The 12,778-nt window shown below is 74.7% G+C and carries 11 protein-coding genes; 7 read left to right on the forward strand and 4 right to left on the reverse strand.

Annotated features, from left to right (window positions below):
* Positions 1-135: 135 nt before the first annotated feature.
* The 3 genes from EV376_RS17275 to EV376_RS17285 all read left to right on the forward strand — a co-directional run bounded on the left by EV376_RS17275 (position 136) and on the right by EV376_RS17285 (position 3,891).
* Positions 136-1,347 carry a glycosyltransferase family 4 protein gene (locus EV376_RS17275; RefSeq protein WP_130324511.1) on the forward strand — a complete coding sequence of 404 codons (1,212 nt, stop codon included), beginning with the start codon at positions 136-138 and terminating at the stop codon, positions 1,345-1,347.
* 119 nt (positions 1,348-1,466) lie between these two features.
* Positions 1,467-3,251, forward strand: a complete 1,785-nt coding sequence (locus EV376_RS17280; RefSeq protein WP_130324513.1) for a DUF4012 domain-containing protein — start codon at positions 1,467-1,469, stop codon at positions 3,249-3,251.
* A 13-nt stretch (positions 3,252-3,264) separates the two neighbouring features.
* On the forward strand, positions 3,265-3,891 hold the full coding sequence (locus EV376_RS17285; RefSeq protein ID WP_130324515.1) for a hypothetical protein: 627 nt from the start codon (positions 3,265-3,267) through the stop codon (positions 3,889-3,891).
* 113 nt (positions 3,892-4,004) lie between these two features.
* Here EV376_RS17285 and EV376_RS17290 read toward each other — a convergent pair whose 3' ends face one another.
* Both EV376_RS17290 and gdhA read right to left on the reverse strand, forming a co-directional pair.
* Positions 4,005-5,372 carry a hypothetical protein gene (locus tag EV376_RS17290; RefSeq protein WP_130324517.1) on the reverse strand — a complete coding sequence of 456 codons (1,368 nt, stop codon included), beginning with the start codon at positions 5,370-5,372 and terminating at the stop codon, positions 4,005-4,007.
* Positions 5,373-5,501: 129 nt separating this feature from the next.
* Positions 5,502-6,839, reverse strand: coding sequence for an NADP-specific glutamate dehydrogenase (gene gdhA / locus EV376_RS17295; RefSeq protein WP_130324519.1), 1,338 nt, complete (start codon positions 6,837-6,839; stop codon positions 5,502-5,504).
* 448 nt (positions 6,840-7,287) lie between these two features.
* Between gdhA and EV376_RS17300 the strand changes: the two genes are divergently transcribed.
* Complete coding sequence (locus tag EV376_RS17300) at positions 7,288-8,241, forward strand: pirin family protein (protein WP_486482902.1); 954 nt, start codon at positions 7,288-7,290, stop codon at positions 8,239-8,241.
* Between the two features lie 119 nt (positions 8,242-8,360).
* On the forward strand, positions 8,361-9,020 hold the full coding sequence (locus EV376_RS17305) for a hypothetical protein (protein ID WP_130324523.1): 660 nt from the start codon (positions 8,361-8,363) through the stop codon (positions 9,018-9,020).
* Positions 9,021-9,342: 322 nt separating this feature from the next.
* Here the strand turns inward: EV376_RS17305 and EV376_RS17310 are convergent, their stop codons facing one another.
* Entirely contained in the window at positions 9,343-9,615 is a 273-nt protein-coding gene (locus tag EV376_RS17310; protein WP_130324525.1) for a DUF2795 domain-containing protein, read from the reverse strand.
* A gap of 223 nt (positions 9,616-9,838) precedes the next feature.
* Here EV376_RS17310 and EV376_RS17315 point away from each other — a divergent pair, with 223 nt between their 5' ends.
* Positions 9,839-10,249: a DUF2267 domain-containing protein gene (locus EV376_RS17315; protein WP_130324527.1), complete on the forward strand. Its 411-nt coding sequence runs from the start codon at positions 9,839-9,841 to the stop codon at positions 10,247-10,249.
* 76 nt (positions 10,250-10,325) lie between these two features.
* Here the strand turns inward: EV376_RS17315 and EV376_RS17320 are convergent, their stop codons facing one another.
* Positions 10,326-11,492 carry a CaiB/BaiF CoA transferase family protein gene (locus tag EV376_RS17320; RefSeq protein WP_130324529.1) on the reverse strand — a complete coding sequence of 389 codons (1,167 nt, stop codon included), beginning with the start codon at positions 11,490-11,492 and terminating at the stop codon, positions 10,326-10,328.
* A gap of 74 nt (positions 11,493-11,566) precedes the next feature.
* Between EV376_RS17320 and EV376_RS17325 the strand changes: the two genes are divergently transcribed.
* Positions 11,567-12,739: a glycosyltransferase family 4 protein gene (locus tag EV376_RS17325; RefSeq protein WP_130324531.1), complete on the forward strand. Its 1,173-nt coding sequence runs from the start codon at positions 11,567-11,569 to the stop codon at positions 12,737-12,739.
* The last annotated feature ends 39 nt before the right edge of the window (positions 12,740-12,778 follow it).

Consider the following 12,778-nt stretch of genomic DNA (forward strand, 5'->3'; position numbering starts at 1 on the left):
TGCGTACGCGACTGTCGTCCGGCGTGGACGGCCGGACGTTGGGGCCTGTCGGGCAGACCCGGAGGGGCTGCCGGCATCGTACGCGGACAGCGGCCGGCGCCGGCAGGGCGCCGCGCCGAGCACGGGGGAGCGCGGATGAGGATCGGGATCCTGACCTACCACTTCCCGCCGGAGCCGGCCTTCATCCCCGGCAGCCTCGCCGAGGAGCTGGCCCGCCGGGGCCACGAGGTGCGGGTGCTGACCGGGTTCCCGGACTACCCGGGCGGGCACGTCTACCCGGGCTGGCGCCAGCGCTGGCACCACGAGACCCGCAGCGAGCGGCTGACCGTCCGGCGGGTGCCCCGCTACGCCGGAGGGGACGGCTCGATCCGCGGCCGGATCGCCGGCTACCTCTCCTTCGCCGGCAGCGCGTCCCTGGTCGGCCGGCGGTTCCTGGCCGGCGTCGACGCGCTCTACGTCCACCAGCCGCCGGCCACCGCGTTCGCCGCCGCCAGCCTGCTCCGGCTGCTCGGCAAGGTGCCGACCGTCCTGCACGTGCAGGACGTGTGGGCCGAGGAGGAGCCGGCGGCCGGCGAGCACGGCCGGTGGGCAGCCCGGATCGCCGGCGCGATGGCGCGCAGCTACCGGGCCGCCGACCGGATCGCGGTCGCCGCGCCCTCCCTGCGGGAGCTGGTGGTGGCCGCCGGCGCCGATCCGGAGCGGGTCGAGGTCGTCCTCAACTGGACCGATGAGCGGATCTTCCATCCCGCCCGGCCCAGCCCGGCGGCCCGCCGCCTGGTCCGGCGTGACGACCGCTGTGTGGTCATGCACGCCGGCACCATCGGCGCGCGGCAGGGCCTGGAGACCGCGGTACGGGCGGCGGCCACCCTCGATCGCACGATGGACCTGGTGCTGGTCGGGTCGGGTGAGCAGGAGCGGCGGGTGCGGGGGCTCGCCGCCGAGCTGCGGGCCGACAACGTGCGGTTCGTGGAGCGGCGCTCGCCGCTGGACATGCCGGACCTGTACGCGGCCGCCGACTACCAGCTGGTCATGCTCCGCGACCTGCCTGAGCTGCGCAGCACGCTGCCCGGCAAGCTCCAGGCGGCCCTGTCCTGCGCCGCGCCGGTCATCGCCTCGGCCGGCGGCGACACCGCCGAGGTGGTGGAACGCGCCCGCGCCGGGCTGTCCTGCCCGCCGGAGGACTGGGCGACGCTCGCCGACCGGTTCTGGCTGGCCGCCACCATCCCGTCGTCCGCCCGGGACGACATGGGGCGCCGCGGCCGCGAGGCGTACCTGCGGCAGATGTCGATGCCGGCCGGCGTCGAGCGGATCGAACGACTGCTGTACGACGCCGCCGCCGGTCGCTGAGCCGAGGCCCACTCACAATCGGTCAATCCCGTCATAAACCCACAGCTCCGTCGTTACGGTGTTAGAACGACAGAGATATCGACCCGAGTGTCCGATTTCGGGGAACGGAGTGTGGTGGAGTGGCCGAGAGCGAGACGCCGCGCCGACGGCGCGGTTCGTCCCGCCGGCGTCGGCGTGCCCGACTGCGCCGGGCACTGCTCGCCGCCCTGGTGGCCGGCTCGGTGCTGCTGGTCTCGGCCGGCTGGGTCGGGTTCCGCGGCTGGCAGGCCCGGGCCCACCTGGTCAACGCGGCGGGGCTGGCCCGGGATCTGAGCGCGCAGCTGGTCAGCGGGGACACCGAGCGGGCCCACCGCACCCTCGGCGCGCTCCAGGAGCAGGCCGGCGCGGCCCGCCGGGCAACCGACGACCCGGGCTGGTGGCTCGGCCGGCAGGCCCCGTACGCGGGGGACAACCTGGTGGCCGTCCGGCAGATCGCGGTCGCGATCGACGACCTGGCGCGCGACGCGTTCCCGTCGTTGCTCCGGGCGGACCTGAGCACCCTGCTGCCGCAGGGGGGACGCCTCGACGTGCGGCGGCTGCGTGCCCTCTCGACCGACCTCCGGGCCGTCGACGCCACCGTCCAGCAGGCCCGGGGGAGCCTCGCCGACGTGCCCACCGCCGGTCTCGTGGCGCAGGTCCGCGCGGCCCTCACCGATCTGCGCGGGGAGATCGACCGGCTCGCGGACCTGACCGCCGCCGCCGGCCAGGCGACCCGGCTGCTGCCGCCGCTGCTCGGCGTGGACGGCCCGCGCACCTACCTCCTGGCGTTCCAGAACCCGGCCGAGGTACGTGCCACCGGCGGCATGATCGGCGCGTACGCCCTGCTGCACGCCGAGGGCGGGCGGCTCCGGCTGGGCGGCCAGGGCACGAGCGTCGGACTCCGGCCCTTCCTGCCGCCGCTGAAGATCCCCGACGAGGTCCACGCCCTCTGGGGTGACCTGCCCGGGATCTATCCGGCCGACGTCAACCTCAGCCCGCACTTCCCGACCGCGGCCGCCCTCTACCGGGAGATGGTCCGGCGCAAGACCGGGACCACGGTGGACGGGGTGCTCGCTGTCGATCCGGTGGTGCTGTCGTACCTGCTGAAGGCCACCGGGCCGGTCCCGGTGCCCGGCGGTGCGTCACTGGCGTCCGACACCGTGGTGCGCACCCTGCTCAGCGACGTCTACCTCCGGTTCGACCCGCGCGAGCAGGACGACTACTACGCCGCCGCGGCGGCCGCCGCCTTCGAGGCGCTGTTCACGAAGAAGGTCGACTCGCGGACCATTTTGTCCGTATTCGGTCGTTCTGTTACTGAACGTCGGATATTGTTCTGGAGTGCCCGACCGGAAGAACAACGGACGCTCGGCGACAGCCGGATGGCCGGCGTGCTCCCGGAGACGGACACCGTGCCGACGGTCGGCGTGTTCCTCAACGACGGCAGCGGCACGAAGCTCGGCTACTACCTGCGCAACGCGGCGACGCTGACGGTCGGGGACTGCCAACCCGACGGGACCAGGGAACTGCGCCTGCAGGTCACCCTGCGCTCCACCGCGCCGAAGACGGGCCTCAACAGATCCGTCCTCGGGGCCGGCCGGTCGCCCAACCCGTACGCCATCCGGCCACTGGTGTCGGTGTACAGCCCGGCCGGCGGCGGCGTGGTGGGGGCCCGGCTCGACGGAGCCGCCCTCCCGGTCGCCACCGGCACCGAGCGGAAACGGCAGGTGGCCACCGCGCGCGTGGAGCTCCCACCGGGCGCCTCCCGCACGTTGGAGGTGACCGTGCACACCGCGAAGACCGGGAGCGGAACGGCCGAACTCTGGCTAACCCCCACCGCCACCCCATGGACCACCCAAATAAGTACCGCACCAAGCTGTGACCAGTAGGAGGGAACCAAAAATGCGGCTATCCCGCATCATCATGGCGCTCACGGTCGGACTGGCCGTGGCGGCCGTGCCGACCGCGGCGGGGGCGGCGCAGCCGCAGCCGGCGCCAACAGTGACCACACAACCGCCGGTGTACCCGCCGGGCTCCGGGGTCGAGCTGACCGTGGACGATCCCCGGATCGTCCTCGGGGAGACCGTCACCCTGTTCGGCCGGGGCTGGAACCCCAACGAACGCATCCGGATCGAGGTGTCGTCCCGGCCGCTCGCGAACGCGATGTCCGTACGCGGCAGCACCGGCGACCGGGCGGCGATCGTGCCGGTGGCGTACCGGCCGGCCCGCGACGAGCCGGACATCCGGACCTTCAGCGCCCGGGAGGACGGCACGTTCGAGGTGACCTACAAGCCGCGCCGCACCGGCTACTTCACCTTCCGCGCCATCGGCGACTCGGGCCGGACCGCCACCACGCAGGTGACCGTCCAGGGCCGGCGGGGTGGCGACGGCGGGCTGCCGGTCACCGGTGACAGCACCAGCACGCCGATGAAGATCGGTGGTGGCCTCGTCGCCGCCGGTGCCGTCCTGCTGCTCATGACCTTCGCCTGGCGCCAGCGCCACCGCCTCAACGGACGAGGCGCCCGCTGATCGGAGCCGCCCGCCGGGCAGGGCCCGGAAACCGTGTGACAGGCGCCCGCCGGACGTGCTTCCGGCGGGCGCCCACCCGTGCACGGCGGGGCCGTAGCAGAAAGGGCCCCCTGTCAACAGGCCGGGTAGAGGCGGCGGGTGCCGACACCGGCGGCGTACGCGGCCGGGTCGCTGAACCGGCAGCCGTAGTTCGCGGCGGCCACCACCGCCGGGTCCGTGACGGTGTCGCCGGCCGGGCGGTTGCCGGTGCGTACCCAGGAGACCAGGTCGTCCCAGGCGGCGCCGGCCTCGGCCGGGGTGAACTCGCAGTGCTGCACGGCCCGGATGGCGCGCTGGACGATCAGCCGGCCGCGGCCGTGCTTCGCGGCGTCCCGGGCGTACGCCTGCTCCATCGAGAAGGGGACGAACAGGTCACCCAGGTTGTGCAGGCTGAGCACCGGCACGGTGGGGCGACCGGCGATCCGCGGCACCTCGGTCAGCGTCGGGAGGAGCCGCTGCCGCAGGTTCTCCGGCGCGACCCGCCGCACCGCCGCGTTGACGTCGACCGGGCTGTTCGGCGCGTACCGGGTCAGCAGGTTGGTGGCGAGCTGCCCCGGCCGCTCGGCGGGGGAGTCGCCGCCCTCCGTGGCGCTGATGGCGAAGAGGAAGTCCTTCCAGACCGCGAACGTCGCGTCGGCGCCGGGGCGCGGCCCGCCCGAGCGGTTGATGGTGATGTCCCGAAGCTGGCGGCCTCGCTCGTTGGTGATCTCCGGGCTGGTCGGCGTGACCCCGGTCAGGCCCAGCGCGACCTGGATCCGCGGCACCGCGTTCGTCAGGTAGTCCGGCGGCGTCGGGTACGCCGGCACGCCGGCGAGGGCCTGCGCGACCAGGTTGTAGTCGAGGAAGAAGTCCAGCAACGTCTGGTCGCCGAGCACCCCGCACATCGGCAGTCCGCCCGCGTAGTACCCGGGGTACTGCTCCAGCGAGCGGGCGAGGACGTAACCGCCCATCGACACCCCCGCCAGGTACGTCCGGTGCGGGCGCTTGACGACGCGGCGGAAGTGGTCGGCGAGGTCCTTCGTGCTCAGCACCCCGGCCCGGATGTCGAACCCGTTGCGGTAGTACGACGAGGACGCCCACGCGTACCCCTGCTCCAGCAGGCGTTGCCGCAGCCCGAACGCCGGCGGCTCCGGCGACAGGACCGTGCTCTGCCCCCGGTAGCCGTGGGCCCACATCACCAGGTCGCCGTTCCACTTCTTCGGCACCTCGATGAGGTAGCCGGAGTGGCGGTGCACGCCCTGCCGGACGGTGGTCGGTGCGCCGCCCACCACCAGCGGGTCCAGGGGCGGGTTGCTGATCGTGTAGCCGGGCAGCGGCCCCGCGCCGCCGGCGTGGCGGTCGGTGGCGGTGGCGGGTCCGGCGGCGGCGAGCCCGACCGCGAGGGTCAGGGCGACGCCGGCGCCGAGCAGGCGGCGGAGGGTGCGGACGGTGGAGGACGGCATCGGCGCTCCCGCTCGGGACGGTGGCCGCCCGGTGGTGGGCCGGGCAGGTGGCGGCCTACCGATCGGTAGGGATCTGACCGTAGGCCCGCCGTTCCATCGCCGTCAATGGCCGACTGATCGACCGATCAGTCAGACCAGGCCGTGCGCCAGCATCGCCTCCGCCACCCGACGGAACCCGTTGATGTTCGCCCCGGCCACGTAGTCGCCCGGCAACCCGTACTCCTCGGCGGTCGCCCAACAGCGGGCGTGGATGTCCCGCATGGTCTCCCGCAACCGCTGCTCCGACTGGGCGAACGACCACGAGTCGCGGCTGGCGTTCTGCTGCATCTCCAGGGCGCTCACCGCCACCCCGCCCGCGTTCGCCGCCTTTCCCGGCGCGAACCGGACCCCGGCCCGGCCGAGGATCCGCACCGCCTCCGGCGTCGTCGGCATGTTCGCCCCCTCGACCACGGCGACGCAGCCGCCGGCAACCAGCTCCGCGGCCTCCGCGCCGCCGATCTCGTTCTGCGTGGCGCACGGCAGGGCCACGTCGCAGGGCACCTCCCAGACCGTACGGCCCGACACCGCCACCGCGTGCGGCACGTGGCGAACGTAGTCGTCGAGGCGCCCGCGGCGCTCCTCCTTCAGCTCCCGCAGCAGCTCCAGGTCGATGCCCTTCTCGTCGAGGACATAGCCGGTGGAGTCGGAGCAGGCGACCACCTTGCCGCCCAGCTGGTGGACCTTCTCGATCGCGTAGATCGCCACGTTCCCGGAGCCGGAGACCACCACCCGCTTGCCCTCGATGCTGTCCCCGGTCTGCCGCAGCATCTCCTCGGCGAAGAAGACCGCGCCGTACCCGGTCGCCTCGCGGCGCACCTGCGCGCCCCCGTACGCCAGGCCCTTGCCCGTGATGACCCCGGACTCGTAGCGGTTGGTGATCCGCTTGTACTGCCCGAACAGGTAGCCGATCTCCCGGCCACCCACGCCGATGTCCCCGGCCGGCACGTCGGTGTGCTCGCCGATGTGCCGGTACAGCTCCGTCATGAAACTCTGGCAGAAGCGCATCACCTCACGGTCGGAGCGCCCCTTCGGCTCGAAGTCGGCCCCGCCCTTGCCGCCGCCGATGGGCAACCCGGTCAGCGCGTTCTTGAAGATCTGCTCGAAGCCCAGGAACTTGACGATGCCCAGGTAGACCGACGGGTGGAAGCGCAGCCCGCCCTTGAACGGGCCGAGCGCGCTGTTGAACTCCACCCGGAAACCCCGGTTGACCCGCACCCGGCCGTGGTCGTCCTCCCACGGCACCCGGAAGATGATCTGCCGCTCCGGCTCGCAGATGCGCTCGATGATCCGCGCCTCGACGTACTCCGGGTGCCGGGCCAGGGCCGGTCCGATGCTCTCCAGCACCTCCCGGACCGCCTGGTGGAACTCCGGTTCGCCCGGGTTCCGGGAGACCACGCGAGCGAATATCGTCTCGACCGATTCCGGCATCCGAACACGTCCCTTCGATCGCTCGGCGGCCCCGATGCCGCCGGAGTCGGCGCGCCTGCCGCCGAGCGCTTCCGGATACGGGCGGTGACCCCGGTCCGGTTCACGGTTTCCCGGTGCGGTTGCCGCCGTGCCGTTGGTGTTGCGGTAGTGGGTGACACCCGCCTGCCGGCGGGCGGCGTCCCAACGCGGCCACATCGTCGTGGTCCGGATCTGCCCTGTCTCCCAGCGTAGACCCGCTGCGTGCCGATTCTGGCGGCCCCCGGCGCAGCGGCGGCACCAGGCCCCCGGTATCTCCGATACTGAGAGGAATTCGTTTCCTGTCCGGTCGCCCCGCGGGTGCCGGCCGCCGCCGAAAGCCCGTCCGGTTCCGGGCCGGCTGTCCGGATCCGGTCGCCCGGACCTTCGCGGCCCGGCGGCGTACAGTCGGCTCGTGGAGCTAGCCGAGAAGATGCCGGCGGAGACCCGGCCACCGGGCGTGGCGGCGGTCGACCCGGGCAGCGTCCTGCTGCCGGGCCACGACGTGCCGCTCGGGCGGTACACCACCGTGCGCCGGCTGCTGCCGCAGCGCAAGCGGCGGATGGTCGGCGCGTGGTGCTTCGTCGACCACTTCGGGCCGGACGACGTCGCCGAGCGGCCCGGGATGGAGGTGCCGCCGCACCCGCACACCGGCCTGCAGACGGTGACCTGGCTGCTGGACGGGGAGATCCTGCACCGCGACAGCCTCGGCAACGTGCAGCCCATCCGCCCGGGTCAGCTCAACGTGATGACCTCCGGGCACGGCATCGCCCATTCCGAGCGTTCGCCCGAGGTGCACCCGCCGGTCATGCACGGCGTGCAGCTGTGGGTGGCGCTGCCCGATCCGGCGCGGGCCGGCGCGGCGGACTTCACCCACCATCCCGAGCTGCCCCGGTGGCGCGACGACGATCTCGACGTGACCCTGCTGGCCGGCGAACTGGGCGGGGAGCGGTCGCCGGCCGTCGTGCACACGCCGCTGGTCGGTGCGCACCTCGAGTCGGTCGGTCCGGCGCCGGCGACACTGCCGCTGCGCCCCGACTTCGAGTACGGGCTGCTGGCCATGTCCGGCGCCGCAGACATCGACGGGGTGGCCCTGACGCCGGGCGACCTGCTCTACCTGGGCACCGGGCGGGAGCGGCTCACGCTGCGCGGCGAGCCGGGCAGCCAACTGCTGCTGCTCGGCGGCACGCCGTTCGACGAGCCGCTGGTGATGTGGTGGAACTTCGTCGGGCGATCGCACGAGGAGGTCGCCGCGGCCCGGGACGACTGGATGGCGGGGCGCCGCTTCGGCGCCGTCGCGGACGACCCGGCTCCGCCGCTGCCCGCGCCGGCGCTGCCCACCACCCGGCTGAAGGCCCGCGACCGCAGCGGCGGCGTGCACGGCTGAGCCGGCGCCGAAGCTGTCCACCGGGGCGGGGCCGCTCCCGGGGCGGGGCCGCTCCCCGGACGGGCACGGCCGGGCCGGGCGGGAGGAGTGCCGGCGACGGGGACGGGTAGTCGCCGCCCATGCCGACCATCGCCACGATCGAGGACAAGAAGCGCCTGGTCCGCCGGCTCGCCGGCAGTGGGCGCGGCTTCGCCGAGCAGTACGGCTTCCGCGTCGTCAACAACCCGTCGAGCCTGTTCCAGATCCTCTGCCTCGCCGTGCTGCTGTCTCGGCGGGGCGACTTCCGGCGGGCCGTGGACAGCGCGCACGCCCTGTACGCGCAGGGCTGGGACAGCGCCGCCCGGCTGGCCCGCTCACTGCACGCCGACCGGGTCCGGGTGCTGCGCGACAGCGGGCAACGCGGCGACGTCGATGCGCTCGCCACCACCCTCGGTGACCTGGCGCAGACCGTCGTCGACCGGTACCGGGGTGACCTGCGCCGGCTGCGCGCCGTCGCCCACCACGACCCGGCCCGGGAGCGTGCGCTGCTGACCGAGCTGCCCGGCGTGGACGCCACGGTGGTCGACCTCTTCCTGCGCGAGACGCAGGCGCTGTGGCGTGAGGTCGCGCCGGTCGCGGACCGGCGGGCGCTGACCGCGGCACGGAAGCTCGGGCTCGGGCGGTCCGCCGACGACCTGGCGGGCCTCGCCGGCAGCGGCGAGTCGGAACGCCTGGCGTGGCTGGTGGGTGCCCTCGCCCGGGTGGACCTGGAGGGGCAGTACGCCGAGTTGGCCCGCTGAAGGTGCGTGCGACAGGCCACAATCATCCGAAACTTCTACCCGTTCGGGGGATGTCATGCGTATGATGATCGCGGCAGAGATGCCCGCCCGGTTCGGGCGTTAGGCAGCTGCCCGGTGGGCGCGACCCGGTTCGGGTGCGTGCGCCACCCGGGACAGGTGCGCGTGTGGCGCCCCTGGTCGCGGTTCGCGGCCCGGGGCGCCCGCCTGTCTCCGCCCGATTCCCCCCCGGTCCTGGCCGCGCCCCGCCCGCAGAAGGACGCGCGTGCCGACGCCGCCGCGGCCGGGCGGGTCCCGTGCCGGCGGCGGCGTCCCCGACGTCGCCTCAGATGCTGCGCAGGTGCTGCGACACCCGCTGGTGCCGCTTGTCCCGGGCCTGGGCCGCGCGCTGGGCCGCGCCGACCTCCGGGGCCGCCTCGATGCCCGCCGAGCGGGCCACCTCGTTGCCGTTGGCGTAGTCGACCGGCGGCAGGGCGCGCAGGGCGCGCAGCACGTCCGGCGGGGCGCCCTCCCGTTCGGCCTCGCGTACCACGTCGTCCTTCTCGGCCGGGTAGTCCAGGCTCGACAGGTACTGCAGCACATCGGCGTAGGTCGCCATGATGGTGAGCTCCTCGGGCAGTTGGGGCTCGCGCGGACTGGACTGGCGGCTGCGGCGCCGGTTTGCGCGAGCTCATCCGGTCACGACCGGCGGCGGTTACCCACCGGGGCCGGCCTCACGCGCCCGACCGGCCGGTAACCCGGCCCGTTTCCGCCCCGCTGCAGGCCGGTTTCCCGGCTCCGGGCGCGGGTACCCGGCGGGCCCCGGACCGAGGGAGCCCAGCATGGACTACGACACCTTCGTCGACCAGGTCGCGCAGCGGACCCGGACCACCTCCACCCAGGCGGTGGAGCTGACCAGGGCGACGCTGGAGACCCTCGCCGAGCGGCTGACCGGCGGGGAGGTGCTGGACCTGGCCGCGCAACTGCCCCGGCCGTTGCAGCCGGTGCTGAAGCCGGGACCGGACAACGAGGCCGCCCAGCGGCTCGGGGCGGACGAGTTCGTCACCCGGGTCGCCGCCCGTGCCCACGTGGACGAGCCGAGCGCGCGGGACGCCATCCGGGCGGTCTTCACCACCCTGCGGGAGGCGATCAGCGGGGGCGAGTTCGACGACGTGGTGGTGCAGCTGCCCCGCGAGTACCGCGACATGGTGGAGCCGGCGCTGGCGCCCGGCACGACGCTCCGCCGCGCCTGACGGCCGCCCCCGGCCACCCGCCCGGCCAGGGAATCGGGCGCCCTCCGGTGCTGGCGGGGCGCCCTTCCGGGCACCTTCAGGCGACGGCGCCCGCACCGCGCAGGTCGGCGATCCGGCCGGCGTCGAAGCCCACCTCGCCCAGCACCTCGTCGGTGTGCTCGCCGGGCTGGGGCGGGGGGCGGCGCAGCGCCGTCGGGGTCCCGGAGAACCGGGGGGCGGGCGCCGGCTGGGTCACCCCGTTCCGCTCCACGAACGTGCCACGCGCCGCCAGGTGCGGGTGCCGCGGCGCCTCGGTCCAGTCGAGCACCGGCGCCACGCAGGCGTCCGACCCGCCGAGCAGCGCCGTCCACTCGTCGCGGGTACGGGTGCGGAACAGCCGCGCCCAGGACTCCCGCAGGGCCGGCCAGTTCGCCGGATCGGTGCGGTCGAGCGCCTCGTCGCCGGGCAGCGGGAAGCCCGTCCGCCGGACCAGCTCGTCGTAGAAGCGGGGCTCCAACGCGCCAACCGCCAGGTGCCGGCCGTCCGCACACTCGTACGTGTCGTAGAACGGCGCGCCGCCGTCGAGCAGGTTGACCCCGCGCGGGTCCTGCCACATGCCGATCCGGCGCAGCGCATGGATCTGGGTGCTGAGCACGGCGACACCGTCCACGATGGCGGCGTCGACAACCTGCCCGGGAGCGCCGCCCCGTACCGCGTACAGGGCGCTGACCAGGCCCAGGGCGAGCATCATCCCGCCACCGCCGAAGTCGCCGAGCAGGTTCATCGGCGGCACCGGACGCTCGCCGGCCCGCCCGATGCCGTGCAGCGCCCCGGTCAGCGCGATGTAGTCGATGTCGTGTCCCGCGTACGGGGCGGTCGGGCCGTCCTGCCCCCAACCGGTCATCCGCCCGTACACCAGGCGCGGGTTGACCGCGTGGCAGTCGGCCGGGCCGAGGCCCAGCCGCTCGGTCACGCCCGGGCGGAAACCCTCGATCAGCGCGTCCGCGCCGGCCACCAGCGCGAGCACCACCTCACGCCCACCCGGCGACTTGAGGTCCACGCCGATCGAGCGGCGCCCCCGGTTGAGCAGGTCCGGGTGCGGGCTGCCGAACGCGGACGGGTCCACGTCGGTCACCCGGTCCACCCGCACCACGTCGGCGCCCAGGTCAGCCAGCATCATCGCGGTGAACGGCCCCGGCCCGATCCCGGCCAGCTCGATCACCCGTACGCCGGCCAGGGGGCCGGTCGGCAGGTCGTCGGTCACCGGGCCACCATAGGTGCTGCCGGGTTTGTGCGGTACGGGGCCGGGAACGCCACCGGGGAGCACGGGGAGGTGGCGTGGCCGAGGACCGGATCAGGGTGGCCATGCTGCACGGCTCCGGCCGCCCGGACTCCGACGGGCTCAGCGACTATGTGACCCGTCTGGTCGACGCGCTCGGCGGGGTGGGTGTCGAGGCGACGCCGGTGCCCGTGCGGCCCGACGGCGACCGGTGGGGCCGGGCGACCGCCCGGGCCGCCCGCCGGATCCGCGACCTGGCACCCGACCTGGTGCACGTGCAGTTCGCGCCGTCGGCCCACCGGTTCTCCGGACACACCGGCCTGTTGCCGCTACGACTGCCGCGGCGCCTGCCCCTGGTCACCACGCTGCACGAGTACGGCCGGCGGGCCTGGCCGTCCTGGCTGCCCGGCCGGGTGTGGTCAGCGGTGGAGCGGTCGCGGCGCTGGGACCGCGAGTCGGGGCGGCTGGTACCGGCCAGCGCGGCCGTGATCGTCACCGACGGCGGGCACGCGTCGGTGGTCCGCGAGCGCAGCGGACGCGAACCGGCGCACATCCCGATCGTGCCGACGGTCAGCGACGAGGCCGGCGCGGCCACCGCCGGGCGGCGGCTGCGGGACGAGCTGGGGTTGCCGGAGGGCGCGCCGCTGCTGGTCTTCGTCGGCTCCGGGCACCCGGACAAGGGCGTCCGGTACGTCATCGAGGCGCTGCCACAGCTGTGCCGCGCCCATCCGGAGCTGCACCTGCTGGTGCTGGGTGGGTTCACCTCGCCGGCGCTGCCCGAGCCGGCGGCGCGGGCCCACCGGGCCGAGCTGACCGGCCTCGCCGAACGCTCCGGTCTCGCCGACGCCGTCACCGTCACCGGACCCCTCCCCGCCGACCGGGTGTCCGCCGCCCTGCACGCCGCCGACGTGGCGGTGCTGCCCTTCACCGCCGGGGCGAGCACGAGGAGCGGCGCGCTGCTGGCCGTCCTCGCCCACGGCGTGCCGACGGCGGTGACCCGGCCCGACGCGCCCGACGACGAGTTGCAGCGCAGCGGTGCGGTGGCGGTGATCCCGGCCCGCCGGGACAGCGGAGCCGTCGCCGGCACCGTCGGGCGGCTCCTGACCGACCCGGTGCTGCGCCGACGGCTCGCCGAGCGGGGCCGGGCCTTCGCGGCCGCGTACACCTGGCCCCGGGTGGCCGCCGCGCACCGCGACGTCTACCGGCGGATCCTGGCGGGCGCCCGCGCCTGACGCCGCGGCGCGCCCCGCCTGGCGGGCGCACACGGGCTG

This window comes from Micromonospora sp. CNZ295, assembly GCF_004217535.1.